An 18916-nucleotide genomic window follows, 5' to 3' on the forward strand; every position below is an offset into this window, starting at 1 on the left:
TGCGTGATCAGGGGCCACGGTTCCTCGTACCGGCTTGTGGCAGGTTCCGGTCAAAGACTGTCCAAATGCCGGACGGCTTCCGTCCCCGGTGGTCGGGTTCTCCACGACGGCTGTACAACCACCCGTTTCGGAGGACCTGGTGTCAGCATCAACCCGTAAGAGACGATGGCTCACGATCTGCGCCATCACGGCATCCGCAGCACTCGTCGCGATACCCGCCGGCGCGGCGCCCGGCGGAGACAGCAGCCCTTTCGGGGCGCGTACCCTGGCCCAACTCGCCGCCGAGCGTGAGCAGTCGGTGGGCGCCATGAGCCCCAGCCTGTCGGCGGAGGACGACGACGGCAACGAGGCGGACGAGATAGCGGAGGGCGCGGCCCAGTACGCCGAGGCCCGCACCGCACCCGGTGTCGTCGCGCCGGGCGCCTACGGCACCGCCTGGGCGAGCTTGACCAATCTGCCCGGCACCGGCGGCAGTTGGCGGCATCTGACCGATCGGCCGTACAACTCCGACGACCCGCGCTACCGCGACTACGCCTCCAACTCCAGTGGTGGCGCGGGCTATGTCACCGGCCGGATGGCCGCGATGGCGGCGGACGACGACGGGTACGTGTACGCGGGCAGCGCCGGTGGCGGGGTGTGGCGGTCGCGGACGGGTGGCGGGCAGTGGCAGCCCATCAGCGACCGGCTGTCCTCGCAGTCCACCGGTGCTCTCGCGCTCGACGGGGCCGGGCGGCTGTGGCTGGGCACCGGCGAGGCGACCACCAACGCGGACGCCTACCTCGGCAGCGGCGTCTATCTCCTGTCCGACCCGCACCACGGCACGTTCTCCGCGCGCACCCGGGTCGGCGGCGACGAACTGGAGTCCACCACCGTCCACCAACTGCGCTTCGGCGGCGGCAAGGTGTGGGCGGCGACCAGCGCCGGCGTGTGGAGCCACTCGACGAGGAGGCTCAGCGGCGCCTGGAAGCTGGAGTTCGCGCCCAACCCCGACTATCTGCCGGGTGGTTCGAAGGCCGGCGACGAGTCGGCCGCGTACAAGAACATCGCCAACGACATCGCGATCGACCCGAAGGACCCCAGTAAGGTCGTGCTTGCGATCGGCTGGCGCAGCGGTGACGACTACAACGGCTTCTACACCAAGGTCGACGGCGCCTGGACGCGGATCACGAGCGGCTTCGGTGACCTGCCCACCGACGCGGACGGCGTCGGCAACGTCACCTTCGCCCGCTCCGCCGACGGCTCGCGCTACTACGCCATCGACCAGTCCCCGGAGCAGCTGAACACCAACCCCGACAGCGCCCTGGAGGGCATCTTCGTCTCCAAGTCCGGCTCTCCCACCGGCCCTTGGACGAAGTTCGCCGACTACAAGGGGCTGGCGGCGAGCGGCTCGGCGCTGACCGACAGCGGCTACATGCCGGGCGTGCAGGCCTGGTACAACCAGTTCCTGACCGTCGACCCGAGCGACCCGGAGCATGTGTACGCCGGACTCGAGGAGGTCTTCGAGACCAAGGACGGCGGCAGCAACTGGTCGGCCGTCGGCCCGTACTGGAACTTCGGCTTCCCCTGCTGGAGCATCGACCCGGCCAAGCAGACCGGCGACTGCAACCAGACCACCCACCCCGACCAGCACGGCGTCGCGATCGGCCGCCACCACGGCAAGACCTGGGTGTACGTGGGCAATGACGGCGGCGTCTACAAGCGCCCCCTCACAGGCTCCCAGGACGCCTCCGGGCACGCCACCGACTGGACCTCGCTCAACGACGGCACGATGGACACCCTCCAGTACTACTCGGTGGGCGTCGGCAAGGACCCGACGTACGGTGGCCTGTCCGTCACCGGCGGCCTGCAGGACAACGGCCAGTCCATCCTGCGCAGCAACGACAAGGTGATGGGCTCCAACTTCGGCGGTGACGGCGGCGACACCCTCACCGACCCAGCCAACGGCTGCAACATCGCCGAGGAGTACGTCTACCTCGCCGTCCAGGTCACCCAGAACTGTGCGGTCAACGACGGCAGTTGGATCACCGACCCGAGCAAGATCACGTCGTACGACGTCGCCCCGGCCGACAACGCAACCGGCGAGGCCCGCTTCATCGCCCCGCTCGCAGCCGACCTGAAGGACAGCTCGACGTGGATCGCGGGCGGCCGGCATGTGTGGGTGCAGACCCACGGCTACGCCATCCGCAGCGGCGACCAGTGGAAGAGCGTCTACGACCTGGGCGCCGGCCGCACCGCGACCGCCGTCGCGTCCTCCGGTGGCAAGGTATACGCGGCCTGGTGCGGCCCCTGCAACAACCAGGGCTTCGCCCGCGGCATCTCCGTCGGCAACGCGGACGGCACCGGCTGGCACGACATCACGCTGCCCGTGGACGGCACCGTCCCCAACCGCTACCTGAGCGGTTTCGCCATCGATCCGAAGAACGCCGACCACGTCTACCTCGCGGTCAACGGCTTCTCCCGGCACTGGACCGAGGGCCCCGGCGCCGGAGTCGGCCACGTCTTCGAGTCCACCGACGGCGGCACCACCTGGAAGGACATCTCCGCCGACCTGCCCGACGTGCCGACCAACTCCGCGGTCGTCACACCGAACGGCGGCCTTGCCGTCGCTACCGACCTGGGCGTCGTCTACCGCGCCCCGGGCCGCACCAAGTGGCAGCGGGTCGGTTCGCTCCCGGCCGTCGCCGTGCTCCAGTTGAAGCTGAGCCCGGACGGCAGCACCCTGTACGCGGCCACCCACGGACGCGGCATCCACACCTTCAAGGTGCGCGACTGCGGCTGACACACACGCGAGAGTGAACGGAGGGGTGATCCCGGCTCTCGGGCTCACCCCTCCCGCGGGTACAGGACCACGTTGACGTCCAGCGTGAACGCCACGCGTGCCGCACCCGCCACATCGGGCGCCTTCGCCGAAGCGGTGACCCTGGCGCTGCCGCCCCGGGTGCCCGCGCACCGCAGCAAGGCGTGCGCGGTGCCGTCCGCGTCGACCCGCCATCCCGACAGCAGGACGAAGACAGGCGCTGAACTCCGCGCGGCTGTCCACCGCTTGTCGTCCGTACGGGGCTTCAGAACGAGTGAGACCACCGTTCCGGGCCGCACGCACAACTGCCGCTGGACCGGGTCACCCGGCGCGACGGCGACTTCCGTCCGGCCCGCGACACAGTCGGTGTCCGAAGGAGTTGGCGTGCCGGCCGATCGGGAAGGCGAGGTCCGCGTCGGACTCGCGGGGGGTGCGGCGGACGAGGACGGTGCGGACGTACGAGCTGGTGCGGAGGGGCTCCCTGACGGACCGCCCTCCGTCGATCCGCCCCCGCCTGACGTGCCGCACGCGGCCAGGACCAGCACCGCGACGACCACGCAACCTCCGGCCCACCACCGCATCCGCGCCCCTTCCCGCCCGTTCGTACACCTTCCAGCATCCTCCGCCGCCACTCATGCGGCCGCCATCCATGTGTTCCCGGTAGATCTCCAGGACCTGGACGCTCCCGTGCGTCGACGAGGTCGGCTTGCTCACCTCAGCGGGAGACCGAGCGATACGCGCTGCTGCGCCCGCTTTTCCTGCCGGGGCGGTGAGGCATCGCCCCCTGCTTCGTCCGTCCGGCGTCCAGGTCATGCAAGTCCTGGGACTTCACGTGGCAGCAGGCACGTCACCGGCATAATCGACGGCGGTGGTCAGTGCAGGAGGGGAGCCCGGTTTGGTCAGCACGCCCGACGGCGCCGAGGTGTCCATGGAGGCTGTTCCGACCCGCTACGGCGACGTCACGTTCCGTTCCCGCCTCGAAGCCGACTGGGCCGCCACCCTCGACGGCAACGGTATCCGGTGGGAGTACGAACCCGAGACGATCACCCTCGACTCCGGCACTCTCTACCTTCCCGACTTCTGGCTGCCCGAACTCGGCACCTGGATCGAGGTCAAGGGGCCCGGCATACCACGGACCGAGAAGACGGACGAACTGGCCCGCACTCGTGCCTGCCGATGCGTGACTTCCTGTACCTGCCAGTGGCCCGCAGGGGAATTCGTCCTCCTGGGCAGGCCGTCCCTGGCCTCTGACCGCAGCGAGCCCGGTCGTCGGCCCCGCAGCGGTTATGCGAACTGGGAGACGCCCTTCGGACCGACCGCGTACTTCGTGACGTGCCCCGCGTGCGCACGCGCTCAGTGGATCACTCTCCGGCGCCCGTGGCGCTGCCGTGCGTGTCACGCTCTGCTGGAGAAGGAACGGCTGTACCGGCCGGTTGACCGGTTCGTCAGGTTCGTCGAGAGCAGCACCCGAATGGGTCTCTTCGCGATGCCCGACTTGGGCGAGCCCTTCACCGATGTGGAACTCGGGCCCACCGAGACCTCTGATCCTGTGGGTGGCTGACCAGCAGTGGTTGAGGAGTGCCCGCTGATGCCGAGGAGCTTTGCCATCTCGGCGACTTTCCGGCCGGAGGCAACCAGGTCGAGGACACGGCGACGGAACTCGGGTGGATAGCTACGGGGCATGACGGCCTCCGGAGGCTGCTGGAACGGCCAATGCTCCAGCGACCCGGCTCCGTCAGCCCCAGGGCAGCCCGCCACCTCCACCGATCCTGAGCGGTTCATACAGCCTGCACCGGCGAGCAACCAGACCGCGGTGCCGGATCGATGATGAGACGTCTGGTCGACTGCGCCTATGGGTGGTTGTCCGTGATCGCGATGACCTCGTCGAGGCGGTCCAGGACGGCCTGGAGTTCGTCGACCTTGGCCTGGATGCGGTCGCGCTCGGCGCGCAGCATGGCTCGTTGGTCGGCGTCGGTGTGCCCGGCGTCCCAGCACGGCATGAGTTCGGTGATCCTTCGGCTGGTCAGGCCGGCGGCGAACATCTGCTGGAAGAAGCGGATCCGGGAGATGGCGTCCTGTCGGTAGAGGCGCTGGCCGGATGGACTACGCTCCGCGATGAGCAGCCCCTGCTGCTCGTAGTAGCGCACGGCGCGCACCGAGACGCCGGCACCCCGCGCCACCTCACCGATGCGGATCAGCCGCTCGGTCGCGGCCTCGGTGACGGTCATGGTGATCCCTTTCACTGCGGCCCTGACGACCAGCCCTTGCCTCTGACGTCAACGTCAGGTTTTAGCGTACCGGCCATGGACATCAACAACTCAGTTGCCCTTGTCACCGGAGCCAACCGCGGCCTGGGCCGCGCCTTCGCCCAGAGCCTGCTCGAACGGGGCGCCCGCAAGGTCTACGCGACGGCCCGCCGACCGGAGACCGTGGACCTGCCCGGGGTCGAGGTACTTGCCCTCGACATCACCGATCCCGCATCTGTGAGGAGCGCCGCCGAAGCCGCTCCGGACGTCTCGCTCCTCATCAACAACGCGGGAATCAGTACGGGGACCGATCTGGTCACCGGTTCGCTGGATGCGGTTCGGCACGAGCTGGAGACCAACATGTTCGGCCACCTGGGAATGATCCGGGAGTTCGCGCCGGCGCTCGCCAGGAACGGCGGGGGCGCGATCGTCAACGTCCTGTCCGCCATGTCGTGGTTCGGGGGCAAGGGAGCCAACGCCTACCACCTGACCAAGGCAGCCGCCTGGGCCATGACCAACGGCGTCCGCCTGGAACTCGCCGAACAGGGCACGCTCGTCACGGCGGTACACCTCGGCCTGGCCGACACCGACATGGCGGCGGGCTGGCCCGTGGACAAGATCGCTCCGTCAGACCTGGCCGACGCGGCGCTCGACGGTGTCGAGGCCGACTCCGCCGAGGTCCTCGCCGACCAGTGGAGTCGGGACGTCAAGTCCCGTCTGCCGCTGACGCCGGAAGGGTTCAACGCCGCGATGGAGCGCGCCCTGGCTGCGCTGATGACGGTGTGAGGGGTCCTGTCGGGCAGTACTGACACAGCTTCACGAACGCCGGGCACTTGTTGCCACAGACGTCGGTGAACTCCAGGAACCGTGCCTCGGCCGCTTCCGTGGTCGGCGCGGTACAGGCGGGCCGCGTAGCCGAACGCGTTGCGCAGAAGCTGGACGGCTCCTGGAGGAAGCCCTCCAAGTCACCGCGGATCTTCGCCTTGGTCTTGTCGATCCGCTCGCCGCGTGTGGCGACGTCAGGAATCGATGGACCACACCGAGGAATCGAGGTGCCGGGATGGAAGCACGGGCGTTTCAGAGGAAAAGCGAAAGAGCCGCCAGCGTGGCGAGGACGCTCACGATGCCGATCAGCAGAGGAGCCCATTTTCCGGCGTACGCGTCGACGGCGAAGAGGGGGCTGGTACGACCCTCGGGGTCGTACACGATGTCCGTCATGGCACCTATCGCGATCGGCACCGGATCACTGAAGTGGACGCCTAGTTCTTTCCGTACCGTCGCCCCGTGAGCGTCGACGAATTCCATCTGGACTTTGGTCTTCCCCTTTGCGCCCGGGGCATGGCTCACGCAGGTGGCTTTCACGCGCACCCCTCTACGCCTGAGGGTGCTGCGTGAAACGTGATTGACGATCAGGGATACGAGTACGACCAGAAGAAAGAAAAGAATGCCTACCACTTGCCGCCCCCGCGCCGTCGCCAATCACAAGGCATCACACGCCTCGCAATCTAGCGGGCGGCCCCTCCGGAGGAAAGCAAGGAGACGACAGCCAATCGACCCGGACTCGGGCACAACGGGAGGAAAGCTCATTGGGAGTGGTGGTGTAGGTGGGGCCGGACGACACGTGAAGCCTCTCACCGGCCTGTCAGCCGGTACGGCATCGCGCACCGCGACCGTCGCGTTGCTGAGAAGACCTGAATGAGCTTGCGCAGCGAGTTGAGATCCGCGGCGAGTCATTACCGCACCGCTCCAGGACTCCGTGCAGCTGGGTTCCGGGCATCAAGTGGCGGTGGCCGGTCTTCAGGAACGCCTGTTGTGCTTCTTCGCTTCGTTGAGGATGTGACCTCGGTCCAGGAAGCCGACACCGCGGTCCTTGAGGATCCGGTCGACATGATGCGGCTTGCTGCCCGAGCGGAGCAGCCGCGCGGCCTCGGCGACTTGGTCTTCCCGCGAGGACCCGGAGGCTGCCGCGACCGGGTCGTGCGCGGGGCGCGGCACACGTGCCCGCACCGCGCCGACTGCCGGGTCCGTTCGCGGCCGGGGTACGACGGCCACCCGGAAGGGCCTGGTCCGAAGGGAGAGCCGGGCCCCGAACCGCGCGGCGAGCAGGAGCGCGCCGACGGACCAGCACCCGAGAAGGATGCCGATGAACTTCACGATGTCCAGGGCGAGCGGCCCGGTGTAGGTCCTCTCGTCCCCGATCGACCCCAGCGGAGCCATGAGCAGGGAAACGCCCACGACCACACCCCAGTTCCGCCGCCAGAACGTGGGCGTCGCGGCCGTCTGGGGGCTGGGGACCGTGGCGGGGGCGGGAGAGGGGGTGGCTCGGTGGATACGACGAGCGGTGTCGTTGACCGGCGTCATCGTGCCGTCCAGGCGGTACGTGAAGAGCGCGATGTCCCGCTCCTTGGCGTAGGCCGCGGCAGTGGTCGTGTAGTCGCTGCCGGTGAAGAAGATCAGCTGCGCGGTCGACCCGTGGGGGCGCGCACCGACGAAGCGTTGCAGTTCCGGTCGCCCGACCTGGGCGGCCTGGTACTTGACCTGTCCGAGAGCGCGACCGGCCCGGACATCGATACCCGAGTCCGGCCCTCCGGGGCTCGCGGTGGCATCGGTGTACCCCCAGTGCCGCATCCATCGGGCCGCGTTGAGTTCGGCCTGCTGCCACGACGAGATCTGCGTCGGCCGCGGCGGCACCGTCCTTTGCGGTGTGTCGGGCACGTTCCCCCCTCAGGTACTCACATTCGGTCGGCACTCCCCGCGTGGGCAGAGCGAGACAGCACTGCTGTCAGAGAAAGCGCAGGTGGATGCCGAGTCGCCCCATGGTATGCGGTGGTCTCAGCACGCGTTCGCGGGACCGGGAAGGAGGCGGGCGAGGAAGTCCGGCGCGAACTCGGCGGCGCTGCGGTTCGCGTGGGGGACCCACGCGGTGGGTGACGCTGTGAACGACCAGCACGTCGAGCCGGGCGTTGAGGTACGCGCCTTCCCGGAACCCGGGCCCCTCGGTGTCGACGAGCAGCGCGTCGTACGCGTGCCGGCCCGGCATCACGGCCGTTCGTGAGCAACCCCCGCTGCACCGCCGAGCGGATCGCCTCGTCCCTGCGTACCTGGAGGCCCTGACCCGACCAGGCGATCACCTTTCGGCCCCGCAAGGTCAGGGGGCCGGGCGAGAACGGTGGCATCCGGTGCGCGGTGAGCAGAGCTCCGTGAGGAGGCGGAGAGGGTACTGGCCGAGTCTGCGAAGCGTAGGCGGTGCTGGGGCGGTGGGACATCGCCCGCGTGGAGCTGGCCGAAGCCCTGTCCGGGCAGGAGCTGGAGGCCGGACACCCGCCGGAGTCGGCGCTGGCCGTTGTGCCGGCGAGGGTCGACGGGGTGTGGTCGAACGTGAAGCGGCTGGTGGAGTGGGGCGGACTGGCCGAGGAGCGTCCCGGGGAGTTCACGCCGAGGCGGGCTGCCGGGTGACGTCTCGGCTCCGTGGCGGGCGAGGCGGCGACCCATGAGCATGGTCATCGACCACAGGACGGCGGCTTTGCTGCTTTCGTGTCAGGTCTCGTAGTCCCGGGCAGGGCAGCGCGAGTGCATCAGCCGGCTCAGCGTCCTCTCCACCACCCACCTGTGTGGAAGCGCCACGAACCCGCTCATGTCGTCAGTGTGTTTGACGATCTGACAGGTGAGCAGCCCTGGACGTCCCCTGACCCGCGATTCCGGGGTCAGGTGGACGTCGGGGTCCGTCAGACGAGGTGGATCGTGAAGCGCCTCACGATCTTGGGGTCCGTGGCGATCGTGTCGGAGTGGACCGAGCCGCGTGCCTTCTCGTACTTCCCGGTGCCGCCAGTGATCGCGCTGTCGAAGGGACCCTGGTCGACGTAGTTGAAGTACACCCCCTGCGTGGTGAGTTGGCCGCCGGGGAGGATGTAGGTCACGAGGCACTGCTCCGCTTCGTCGGCGCCGCCCCGGGTGGTGGTGCAGGTGCCGTGGGTCTCGCCGACCTTGTTGTGCGCCTCGTCGAAGAGGTCCGAGCGGACGACGACTTGATCGCCCTGCGAGACGCTGCCAGGGGTGACGGGGAAGCGGGTCAGCTGGACCACCTCGGCCAGGACTGTGATGATCCGGGCCTTACCCCTGGCGTGGGCGGAACCGGTGTCCGTCGCGGCGGCCGCGACGGGGGTGCAGGCGAGGAAGGTGACCAGCGTGGCCGTGCCGAGGCAGGCCGCTCTGATGGGGCGCATCATGCGACTCCTGAGGTTGATGTTGGGGAATGACCGGATAGCGAACTTCCATCCGATTCCGTTCGATTCCCTTCATAACCTCGACTCCGCCGCCGCACGGAGCACCCGGGCACGAACCACCGGCGCATCCAGCCGGTCGGACCAAAGCCAGCTGGTGGAGCTCGACACGAAGCCAAACGGCAGCTCCAGGCGATCCGGGGCCATGAGCTCCTCATCGGCGACGATTCCGCCCGTCGGCCCGTCGGCGGCGATGACACCTTCGCTGACGATCACCGAGCGCGGGCAGAGCTTCAGGGCGGCCCGGAGCGGGACATCAGTTGGGCACGGTGCCATCGACGATCCTGGATCGATGTCCTCCAGCGCCTCCAAGCGGGCCGGTGACAGCTCCCCGGCATAGGACAGGCCGGTCACCCGGTTCCGACCTACGCAGACACGGGGCGGGAATGTCTGTACGTCGATGCCGGCGTAGAAGTCAGCCAGCTCCCCGGTGGCAAGCCGAGCCTCGGCCTCCGGCAGATCGGGTCGGTCGGGGTCGGCCCTGCTGATGAGGTAGTTGGCGAGGGCCACGTGCTCGTGGTCGAGCCGGGCACGGTCGCCCGGCAGGGTCAGAGCTCGCGCAGCGGTCGACGATCGGGTCGAGACGCGATAGCCCCGCCGGGGATGGCCCTTCGGGCAGAGTTCTACGGCTTTCTGACTGAGAGCGAGGGCATCGGTGAGGTCCGCGCGGGCACGGCGCGAGTGGAATCGCCGTCGGTGGACGTCGGCGACAATCGAGATCCGTTCGCCGAGGTCGCCGTCTGCGTCATCGTCCGTCAGACGCTCCTCGATCCCCTGGATCTCCAGGGCGTACAGGTCGGCGCCCGTGATCGTCGCTGTAGGGGGCGGCACTGCGCACCCTGGTGGCACTGTCGCCCGCGATCTGGGCGAGGGCACCCACGGCCCGCGCCCAGGCGAGATGCTTGTGATCCGCGTAGCCATGCTCTTCAGCGTCCAGAAGGTACGCCTGAAGGACGTCCGACATCTTGGAGGCTCGTTCGGCCTCGGTAACGTCGCCGTGTTCGTCGGACTGTTGAAGAGCCTCTGAGCGCTCCAGCACGTCCTCGGCTTCGGCCAGCAGCGTGGCATCGGGTTCGTGCGCGTACAGCATGACGAGGGCGAGCCCCAGTTCCCAGAGGAACCTGCGCGCTCTGTCCTGCCCTGGCCCGGCCTTCTCGACGCAGAGGCGGCGCAGCCTGAGTACCTCGGCGAGCAGTGCGGGGTCATCGGCCGCGCCGCTCAGCCGGAGGACGGCGTCGGCGTGCCCGGCCAAGATCATGTCGATGAGTTCGCCGTCGGGCCGGGTCTGTTCGACGGCGAGTCGGGTGAGCGTGACCGCCCGGCGCAGCATGGTCAGGGCGGCTTCCGACCTCTCCAGGGGAGCCTCGGCCTGCAGTTGCGTGGCGATGACGTCGAGGTGGCCGGGATGGCACGGCGCGTCGTCTACGCCGGGTTCGATTCCGTCGGGCAAGTCGACGGAGAAGATTCTCCGGATGAGGTCGGGCCGGGCGTCGGGGGCAAGCCTGCTCAGCGCGAGCGCGAGGTCCTCGGTGTGAAAGGGGTCTTCCTCGATGAGGAACCGGCACCATGCCAGTAGGCCGACGGCGTGGGCGGCGGGCCGGTCCTCGTCCGCGAGGCTCCAGAGGCGGGCGGCGAGTGCAAGTGCCTCGGCGTCGGTGACGGCCGCACCGTCGCCACGCACGAACCGATCCAGCCGGTCCATGGTGTCGGTGAAGAGTTCCGTTGCCGGGGCAACCGTCTCGAAGCCTGCCACGAGTTCGCTGAGGCCGTCGTACGGAACGTGCCCCAGGGAACGGGGGGCAGCTGCGCTCGGCTCGCCGGTTGCGGCCCGGGACATGCGGTCGAGGACGCGCGCGGCACCGTACAGGTTCCTGTTGATCCGGCCGTGGTCGGGGTGATCCGGTGTGATGATCGCCAGAGCGGCACGCAGTGTCCGCACGGCTTCGTCCAGATCGACGACAGAGCCGGTCTTCTCGCCTCTGGCCCGCAGCACGCCGGCGAGATTCGACACGATGATTGCCCGGTCGGAGTCGTCGACGCGGACGACCACGGTGGCGTCGCGCAGCAGGCGGATCGCTTCGTCCAAGTCGGCTGGCGTATCTCGCGTCGCTCCTCTGGATTGGAGGGCGACGCCGAGGTTGGCCAGGCACCAGCCGCGCCGGAAGTGGCCCGGTGGGGTGGACGCCACAGCGCCCCGAAGTGCCTCGATTGCCGCGTCCAAGTCGGCGGGATCGCCCAGGTCGTCGTAGCTCAGCTCCAGGGTGAGCCCGAGATTGGTCAGGTGCATACCGCGCATCGGATGTCCGACGGGCGTCAGCCGGACGGCTGCGCTCAGTGTCTCAATCGCAAGCCGCAGTTGGCGTGGATCGCGAAAGCGTAAGTAGCGCGCGTGATGGTAGGCCCACCGTTGGGAAAGAGCGCCACGGCGAACGCCACGCAGAGGGTTGCCCGCGTCGACGGCCAGGCCCTTTGCCGTGCGTGTCAGCTGTCCGACGGAGCGTGCGGCCTGGTCGCTCTTCCCGGCTTTCGACACGATCCATACGCCAGTGCCGAGCGCCAGCCCTCCGAGTACGGCAACTCCCGCCCTGCGCACCGTGGTTGGCGACGGTCCTCGCTTCACGCGGATCTCCCCTCCCCGTGGGTGCGCATCGTGGCACCCAGGTCAGTCTGCCCGCAGATCGTCAGTTATCTGGTCAATATGCGGATATTCCGGCTCACGGTCGCCACTGTTGCGTGCGACGAGGGCATGAGCGCGGGGGCCGACTGCAGCTCGGTGTCGAGGCTCCGCCTGGGGCGGGTTGCGCGGCGGAGGTCGTGGCCCGAGAACCTCCGAATCGTCACCGCTCAACGTCTTAAACCGCATTACGGGCCATTGCGCGGGCTCCAACTCCGGGCGTGTACGTGGTGTTTCGCTGTCCCGCAACCGCGCCGCTGCGCTGCTCCCGAGTGCGACCCGCCACTTGGGCGGCGCGTGTGACACCTCCCGGCTGCCCTGTCCACGACCTCCCTCTGCGCGAAGAGCGTCTCCAAGCTGTGAACGGCTTCCTGACCCAGCTTGTTCACCTGGTGCAACGGCTCGCGAGGGGAGTTCCCGCACCGGACTCACCCTCTTGAAATCCTCGGCACCCTTCAGAACATCCCGAGGTGCTGGACCGTCGTCTGCCATCACCTGCCAACAGCCCCTGCCCAGCAGGACACACACAACGCCAAGATCGAGGCAGACCTAGCTGAATGGCTTGGGCTCAGCACTTTTCCACGGGTGTCAGGTTGCGGATGGTATCGAGCGGGATGATCTCTTCTCCTTTGTCGGTCATCAGGACCATGTCGTGAGCGGTGACGCGGGCGCTGGTTCCGCAGACCGTGGTGTCTGATGTCGTCAGCCTGAGCAGTGGATCGCCCTTGGCCGGGCCGTACCAGGTGACCGCGACGGCGAAGACGAGCAGGGCCGCGCACGCGAGGGTGGCGATGATGCCGTGACGCAGGTTCCGTGCCGCGTTCAGGGCCTCATGGTGCTGGGCGACGGCCTCGGGCAGCAGGTCGTTGAGGGCGATGACGCGGGGTCGGCCGTGGGCGGAGTGCAGGAGCTTGAGCGCGCCGACGGTTCCGGCGGCGAGGGCAAGCAGCAGGAGCAGTCCCACCATGGCTGCGACCGGGTCGGCCAGGGTGGACACGTCTGACCGGCCCTTGACCAGGCCGAAGCCGACCAGCCCCGCCAGCAGCGCGCCGAGCCCGTTGCGCCATGCCAGTGCCGTGGCGCGTACCCGCGTGAGTTCGGTGCGTACGACACTGTCGCGGTACTGCGCGCGCCGCAGATCAGTGGTGGTCGCCGGCGGACCGGGCCTCGGCCGGCGTACGGGCTGTCCCGGCGGCTCAGAGGAGGAAGTTCCAGTAGGCACCGCACCCCACCCTGCCCTCCGGTCGTCCCTCGTGTGGCTCCTGGCACGTGCACATGACCGTCTCGATGCCGCTTGTGGCGGTGGACGGGTGGGAACGGGTCCCCTTCACGGTCTCCTGGAAGAGCGGGATGTCGATGGGCGCGGAACAGCGGGGGCACGGGCCGCACAGGATCCGTAAGCCGACGCCGTGCTCATGGATGACGAAGGTGTCTGCCGCCGAGTCGGCGAAACCGGGCTCGGTCGTCTCCAGGTAGGGCAGTATCACGTCCGGTCCGTTCGACGAGGGCCTCAAGGCCCTATGTGGATGAAGGGTATCCATGTGCTCGGGTGACGGGGCGACGTCCGGCGAACGTGCCCGATGGCCTCGTGCAGCGCGCGGGCTGTGTTCTGCGCGGTGAGCCGCCCCGAGTGCAGGAGGTGGCGATAGACCTGATCGGAGATGTCGGCTGCGACCGGATCGTAGACGGACCAGAGTGTGGCGATGACGTGGCGGCTGCCGCTGTAGTGCAGGGCTGCGGCGAGGGTCATGGCCTCGTCGGTGAGTTCGGTTCCGCCGGTGGCGGTCTTGCAGGCGGACAGCAGCGTCAGCTCGGCGTGCCCGCTCGTCCCGGCGATGTCCACGATGGACAGCACGCCGTCGCTCAGCAGCACCCCGCCGCGCGATGGATCACGCAGATCCTGGTCTCCGTGGCAGCTGAAGTGGATCCAGGAGTGGTGTGCCAGCTCCCGCCGTACGGCCTCGCGGGTCGCGGCGGCACCTTCGAGGAGCGTGCGCTGTGTGGCGTGCACCCGGTTCAGGAGGAGGTCGCGCTCGCGTGCGACGTTGGGAAGCGGCTGCTGTCCCTCGCTCTCGGGAAGGGCAACGATCAGCAACCGGGCCGGGTCCATCGGTGCGGGGGCCGAGCGCGCGGCCTGGAACGCCCGGATGGTCGGCGTGTAGGAGGAGACGACGCGTTCGATCACGGACCCGTCGGGGTGGCGGCCCGCGGCGTGCAGCGGCAGGAGCGTGAGCGGGCCGGTGGGGCACCACCAGACACGCGGTGTCCCTTGGGGGTCGAGGTGGTGCAGCACCGGCGCGGCGATGGTGTCCCACAGCCATTCGAGGGTGTCGGTGAGGGTCCGCTCCATTGCCGCCCGGGCGCGGACGACGGCCATGCCGGCCGCCTGGTGGCGCTGGAGCGCGGCGAGATCGCCGGATTGGGCCTCGGCACTCGCGGTCGCCGCCTCCGCCTGGACGCGCTGTACCTCCTGGAGCGCGACGAGATAGGTGTTCGTGCGGCTGACGGCATTCTGCACGGTCAGCCCGGGCAGGTCGACTGTGGTCACCGTGTGCCCGTCGAGGATCAGCGCGTCGGAACGCCATTCGCTGGTGGTCACCACGACGATCGCCCCGTCGATGCCCTCCTGAAGGGCGTCGATGGACGGAGGGCGCAGGAAGCGGCTGTGCCCCGGCAGTTCACGTATGCGGTCCACGACCTGGCGCCACCGGCGCGCGGCCTCGATCCGGTCCTGTACCGCCTGAAGGCTGCCCGGGGCCGCGACCGCCTCGTGGTCGCGGTGCCCGGCGGCCAGCCGGGCGCTCAGCTGCGTGAACTCCTCGGCGAGATCGGGGGCGAGGGCGCGAAGGGCGCTGAGGTCCTGGCGGGCGTGCAGGGCCTCTGCCATGAGGATGCCGCGCACTTGCTCCAGCAGCTCCACGGCACGCTCGGGGCGGCTCGCCGACAGCGCAGCGGCGGCCACGGTCCGTGGCAGCCAGGAGCTGTCGCGCAGGCCCAGCTCCCGGTCGGCCCGCCGCAATGCCGGGCCTACGTGAACGAGCAGCAGACCGGCCGCCGTCTCGCAGGCGCGCAGTGCGTCTTCCGGGTCCTCAAGCCGCATGGCCAGGCTCGCCCAGGCCTTCGCGGAGATGAGCCGGTTGTGGTTCGTCCCGGATTCCGCCGTCGCCACCTGCGCCTCGAGCCGCCGAGCCCGTTCGAGGCCGGTGGCGTCGGCCGACTGCTCGGCCTCGGCGACGAGGACCTGGGCCAGGACGTGCCGCATGCGGTCGATGCCTGGGTGGTCGTCGTTGCCGGGCAGGACCTCCTCCAGGGCTCGTCGGGCTTCGGTCAGCGGCGAGGCGTCGCCGGTGCGTCGGTGAATCAAGAGCAGGGTCTCGGCGAGCCCGATCGCGCCGAGCATGGCGAAGGCGGGATTGTCCACGGCGCAGGCCCGGGCCGCCCGTGCGGTGTCGGCGGCCTCGTTGAGGAGGTCGATGTCCTCGTCAAGCTCGCCCAGAGTCTGGAGCACAGATCGGAGACTGTCGAGGTAGAGCCCGCGATACGGATAGCCGACCGGTACGGCTGCGGCTGCCTGGCGCCCGACTCGTACGCTCTCGCGCAGGTCGGCAGCGTCGCCGGTGTGCTCGTAGCGCAGGGACAGGCACTGGGCGAGGGTGTTCCTGGCTCCGGTCAGGTGGCCGCCACGACCGTCAACGGCCCGGCGGGCCAAGGCGATGGCCTCGTCCAGGACCTCCGAAGCCCCGGTATAGGTGTAGTACTCGCTCAGGCCGGTCGCGAAGTTGCCGAGCGCACGCCGCTGATCCTCGTCCTCCGGCGGGCCGGCGGGCAGGTACTCGCGTCCGATCTGGATGCCCCGCTCCATCAGGTCCACGTCGCCGGCCACCCGGCCGCGTTCAATGAGCACCTCGGCGAGCGTCAGCTGGGCGAACCAGTCGGAGTCCGGGTGCCGGGCGGCCCGCTGGGCGCGGTCGAGTGTGTCGTCCAGGCGGCTGCGATCGCCCAGATCACTGTGCAGGCGCTGTAGCACCCAGGTACCGGCCTCGAGGCGCAGCAGGAGTTCCGGGTCGTCGTCGGGGGTCCGCGCGAGGACCTCGTCCGCCAGCTCGATCTCCTCGCGAAGGAGTGTGACGTCGCGGGTGCGCAGGTAGTTCTCGCGCAGGGCGGTGACGAGTGCCGCCTGGTATGCGGTGCGCCTGGGGTCGTCGGGGTGCGCGGCGCTCACCGCGTTGCGCAACGCGGTGAGCGCACTGGCGCGTAGGGACTGGTCCGCCAGGGTGTCGGCGAAGGACAGGAGGGTCAGGCCGATCACCGCGAGCTGTGCCGGGGTGACCGGCTCGGCCACCGCGGGAACCTGGACGTTCGCGAGAAGGGCCTGGGCAGCGCGTCGTACTGCGTCGGGGTCGCCGTCGGCCTGGGCCATGCCCGCGATCTCCACGGCCAGAGACTGGGCTTGAGCGCTTCCGGCGGGCGTCAGCCTCAGCAACTCGTGGGCACGGTCGATCGCCTCACCGAACTCCGACGCTCGTCGCAGACTCGCGACGAGCACGCCCAGGATCCGTGCGCGCAGCGGACCCGGCGCACTCTGTCCCGCTGCCTCGCGCAGGGCCGCGATCGCGGCCGGCTCGTCCGAGGCCAGACGCGTGTCGGTGAGAAAGGTGGCGAAGGACAGCAGTACGGCGGGCCGGGCACGATGGCCGCCAGGCAGGAGGTCGATGGCGCGCCGGTAGGCGTTGACGGTCTCGTGGAGCTGTTCGTCGGCAGGGTCGGTGCGTCGTGCCAGGGCGCGGGCCAGACCACCCCAGTGCATGCCCGCACTCGGATGATCTTCCGGGGTCAGGTCGGTACCCTGCCGGCCGGCGGTGATCGCGTCCTCGAGGTCCTGCGGATCGCCGGTGAAGTCGTACCACCTGCACAGGGTCACACACAGGTTGGACAGTCTGCCGGGCAAGTACGGCTCGTCCGCCGGGCTCAACTCGACCGCGCGCCGGGCCGCCCCTACGGCCTCGCGCAGCAGCTGCTCGGTGGCGAGCTCGGGCGGCAGGCCGGTCAGGATGATGGCCAGGTTGTTGGCCGCGGCAGCCTCGTCGGCAGGATGGTCAGCGGTCTGTGCCGCTCGGCGCAGCAGCCGTATCGCCTCCAAAGCGTCCTCGGCGTTCTCGGTCCGCTCGTACTCATGCAGCCGGTTCATGCCCGCGCTGTTGAGGCGGGCACTGACGTCCTGGGCGGCGGAACGTTCGAAGTACTCGGCGAGCGGTTCCGGCACCGCAGCCGCGTCGACTTGGTGGACGGGGGCGAACAGCTCCGCGGCGCGCTGTCGGTCACGATCCGCCGCTGCGTCGTCCTGCTGGTAGTAGGCCCGCAACCAGAGGAGCCAGCCGAACATGCACAGCGCTCCCAGATCCTGCGCGGTGCCGAGCGGCATCGCCGCAAGCCCGGGTTCGCTCAGCAACCGGTCGGACAAATCCCGCGGATCGGCCGTGTCCGCGATCCGCTCGAGGACCTGTCGGGCTCGCGCGGCCAGCGGGTGCCGGCGTCCCGGCACGCCCCCGAGCCGGTGCGACCACAGCAGCGCCGCTGCGGCGGCGTCCGCGAGGTCGTCGGTCGCCTCGAAGCGGGTGAGGAGCAGTCGCGCGAGGGCGCTGGTGTCCTCCTTCGCGTTCTCGCCGTCGTCCGCTGCGAGGATCTCGCGTCCCGTGTCTACGGCCGCGCTCAAATCGGCGAGGTTCTGGTCGCGCACGGCCCGCCACAGCAGCAGGGACCGCAACGTGCGCAGATATGCGGGTCGGCCGGGCGCCAGGGACAGAAGGCTGGTGACGGCGCGCAGCGCATCGTCCAGGTCACGCTGGTCCTGGTCCTGCTGATACTGCCGGGTGAGCAGCTCGAGCAGGACCTCCAGGGTGTCCTCGTACTGCGCGTCCGCCTCTGGATCGCGGCCGAACACGGCCAGTACGGGCATGGCCGCGTCGCGGGCGACACGTACGGCCTCGGCGAGCCCCTCCCCGGTCAGGGAGTGGCGGTAAGCCAGGAGCCAGGCGAGGTCGGTCAGGACGATTCGGGCTTCCTCATGGTGCGGCCCCACGAGCGCGGCGGCCCGCCGGGCATGGCCGATGGCCTCGTCCAAGTCTTCGGTGCGGCCCGTCTGTTCATAGCGCAGCCGCACGGAGAGCGCGAGTCCGGACACGAATTCGGCGCGGTCCGGTGCCAGCTCGACGGAGCTACGGGCGCGGTCGATGGCCTCGGCGAGGTCGGCGGCGTCGCCGCGGGCCCGGAACCGTGTGCGCAGCATCAGCGACAGGTTGAAGAGGAGGTCGGGCAGCTGGTGGAACCCTGTGCCGAAGAGAGTCGACGCCTCCCGCAGCGCAGAGATCGCGCCGTCCAGGTCCTCGAGGCTCTGGCTTTCGAGGAAGCGCCGGTAGTAGGCGTTGGAGAGGTTGCCCAGATGCGCGGCCCGTTCGGCCGAGTCGGCTGCTGTCAGCTGCGCCGCGACGCCCAGCAGCGCGATCGAGCGGTCCGGGGCGGGGTTCCCGGTGAGGCCCGCCGCCGCCCAGCGATCGGCGTCGCCGGACGGGTCGACGGCGAGTAAGGTCCGCAGCTGTGGCGGCAGTTCCGCGCGTCGTTCGTCCGGCAAACGTATGGCCAGGGTCGTCGCGGAACGCAGCACGGGCATGCCGGTGCCGACCGGCAGCCGCCAGAATCGCCGCCAGAGGTAGCGCACCAGTGTCGTCGCCGCGACCGGGTCCAAGTCGCCACGATCCAGGAGGACTGCGAGCCGTTCGGCTCGCTTCGACACCTCGGGTGCCAGCGGATCCGGGTCCCCCTCCAGCGCCAGCCAGTCATCGAGGAGCGCTGTCAGTTCAGCGAGTTCGACCCCGTACATAAGCGCCCCGTTCGCCCGCTTCCCGTGACGACAGATTACTCA

General features: G+C 69.5%; 15 protein-coding genes. 5 read left to right on the forward strand and 10 right to left on the reverse strand.

The window, feature by feature from the left end; genetic code table 11:
• Nucleotides 1-139: 139 nt before the first annotated feature.
• Nucleotides 140-2779, forward strand: coding sequence for a WD40/YVTN/BNR-like repeat-containing protein (locus IQ210_RS34020; protein WP_194083035.1), 2640 nt, complete (start codon nt 140-142; stop codon nt 2777-2779).
• A gap of 44 nt (nt 2780-2823) precedes the next feature.
• Here IQ210_RS34020 and IQ210_RS34025 read toward each other — a convergent pair whose 3' ends face one another.
• A complete protein-coding gene (locus tag IQ210_RS34025) occupies nt 2824-3081 on the reverse strand; it encodes an acetyl-CoA synthetase (RefSeq protein ID WP_322657309.1) in 258 nt (85 codons plus the stop codon).
• Between the two features lie 611 nt (nt 3082-3692).
• Here IQ210_RS34025 and IQ210_RS34030 point away from each other — a divergent pair.
• Complete coding sequence (locus tag IQ210_RS34030) at nt 3693-4358, forward strand: PDDEXK family nuclease (protein ID WP_194083037.1); 666 nt, start codon at nt 3693-3695, stop codon at nt 4356-4358.
• A gap of 289 nt (nt 4359-4647) precedes the next feature.
• Here IQ210_RS34030 and IQ210_RS34035 read toward each other — a convergent pair whose 3' ends face one another.
• Nucleotides 4648-5025, reverse strand: coding sequence for a MerR family transcriptional regulator (locus IQ210_RS34035; protein WP_194083038.1), 378 nt, complete (start codon nt 5023-5025; stop codon nt 4648-4650).
• A 75-nt stretch (nt 5026-5100) separates the two neighbouring features.
• Between IQ210_RS34035 and IQ210_RS34040 the strand changes: the two genes are divergently transcribed.
• The gene (locus IQ210_RS34040; RefSeq protein ID WP_194083039.1) at nt 5101-5829 is read left to right on the forward strand and encodes an SDR family oxidoreductase; all 729 of its coding nucleotides are present in this window, start codon (nt 5101-5103) and stop codon (nt 5827-5829) included.
• Nucleotides 5830-6120: 291 nt separating this feature from the next.
• On the opposite strand, the gene IQ210_RS48645 is transcribed toward IQ210_RS34040, so the two are convergent.
• Entirely contained in the window at nt 6121-6261 is a 141-nt protein-coding gene (locus IQ210_RS48645) for a hypothetical protein (protein WP_194083040.1), read from the reverse strand.
• A gap of 579 nt (nt 6262-6840) precedes the next feature.
• Nucleotides 6841-7758 carry a restriction endonuclease gene (locus IQ210_RS34050; RefSeq protein WP_256785434.1) on the reverse strand — a complete coding sequence of 306 codons (918 nt, stop codon included), beginning with the start codon at nt 7756-7758 and terminating at the stop codon, nt 6841-6843.
• A 208-nt stretch (nt 7759-7966) separates the two neighbouring features.
• On the opposite strand from IQ210_RS34050, the gene IQ210_RS47985 reads away from it, so the two are divergent.
• Together IQ210_RS47985 and IQ210_RS34055 are read left to right on the forward strand one after the other, a co-directional pair.
• Nucleotides 7967-8098 (forward strand): hypothetical protein, encoded by a 132-nt coding sequence (locus tag IQ210_RS47985; protein WP_265584726.1) that lies wholly within the window; start codon nt 7967-7969, stop codon nt 8096-8098.
• Between the two features lie 191 nt (nt 8099-8289).
• A complete protein-coding gene (locus IQ210_RS34055; protein WP_194083041.1) occupies nt 8290-8499 on the forward strand; it encodes a hypothetical protein in 210 nt (69 codons plus the stop codon).
• Nucleotides 8500-8768: 269 nt separating this feature from the next.
• On the opposite strand, the gene IQ210_RS34060 is transcribed toward IQ210_RS34055, so the two are convergent.
• The 6 genes from IQ210_RS34060 to IQ210_RS34085 all read right to left on the reverse strand — a co-directional run bounded on the left by IQ210_RS34060 (nt 8769) and on the right by IQ210_RS34085 (nt 18874).
• Nucleotides 8769-9266: an allene oxide cyclase barrel-like domain-containing protein gene (locus IQ210_RS34060; RefSeq protein WP_228048915.1), complete on the reverse strand. Its 498-nt coding sequence runs from the start codon at nt 9264-9266 to the stop codon at nt 8769-8771.
• Nucleotides 9267-9338: 72 nt separating this feature from the next.
• On the reverse strand, nt 9339-10154 hold the full coding sequence (locus IQ210_RS47485; RefSeq protein ID WP_322657313.1) for a hypothetical protein: 816 nt from the start codon (nt 10152-10154) through the stop codon (nt 9339-9341).
• Nucleotides 10069-11943, reverse strand: coding sequence for a tetratricopeptide repeat protein (locus tag IQ210_RS34070; protein ID WP_194083043.1), 1875 nt, complete (start codon nt 11941-11943; stop codon nt 10069-10071). Before IQ210_RS34070 ends, IQ210_RS47485 begins: the two co-directional genes overlap by 86 nt.
• Nucleotides 11944-12565: 622 nt before the next feature.
• Complete coding sequence (locus IQ210_RS34075; RefSeq protein ID WP_194083044.1) at nt 12566-13219, reverse strand: hypothetical protein; 654 nt, start codon at nt 13217-13219, stop codon at nt 12566-12568.
• Nucleotides 13194-13484, reverse strand: coding sequence for a hypothetical protein (locus IQ210_RS34080; protein WP_194083045.1), 291 nt, complete (start codon nt 13482-13484; stop codon nt 13194-13196). The genes IQ210_RS34075 and IQ210_RS34080 overlap by 26 nt, the downstream gene beginning before the upstream one ends.
• Before the next feature lie 23 nt (nt 13485-13507).
• Complete coding sequence (locus tag IQ210_RS34085; RefSeq protein ID WP_194083046.1) at nt 13508-18874, reverse strand: CHAT domain-containing tetratricopeptide repeat protein; 5367 nt, start codon at nt 18872-18874, stop codon at nt 13508-13510.
• Nucleotides 18875-18916: the final 42 nt, after the last annotated feature.

It is taken from the genome of Streptomyces justiciae (assembly GCF_015163075.1).
Taxonomy (GTDB): domain Bacteria; phylum Actinomycetota; class Actinomycetes; order Streptomycetales; family Streptomycetaceae; genus Streptomyces; species Streptomyces justiciae.

Bases quoted from the DNA above. Each gene is read 5' to 3' on its own strand.
- IQ210_RS34035 (WP_194083038.1), bottom strand. From the start codon at position 5,025: ATGACCGTCACCGAGGCCGCGACCGAGCGGCTGATCCGCATCGGTGAG.
- IQ210_RS34060 (WP_228048915.1), bottom strand. From the start codon at position 9,266: ATGCGCCCCATCAGAGCGGCCTGCCTCGGCACGGCCACGCTGGTCACC.
- IQ210_RS34040 (WP_194083039.1), top strand. From the start codon at position 5,101: ATGGACATCAACAACTCAGTTGCCCTTGTCACCGGAGCCAACCGCGGC.
- IQ210_RS34085 (WP_194083046.1), bottom strand. From the start codon at position 18,874: ATGTACGGGGTCGAACTCGCTGAACTGACAGCGCTCCTCGATGACTGG.
- IQ210_RS48645 (WP_194083040.1), bottom strand. From the start codon at position 6,261: ATGACGGACATCGTGTACGACCCCGAGGGTCGTACCAGCCCCCTCTTC.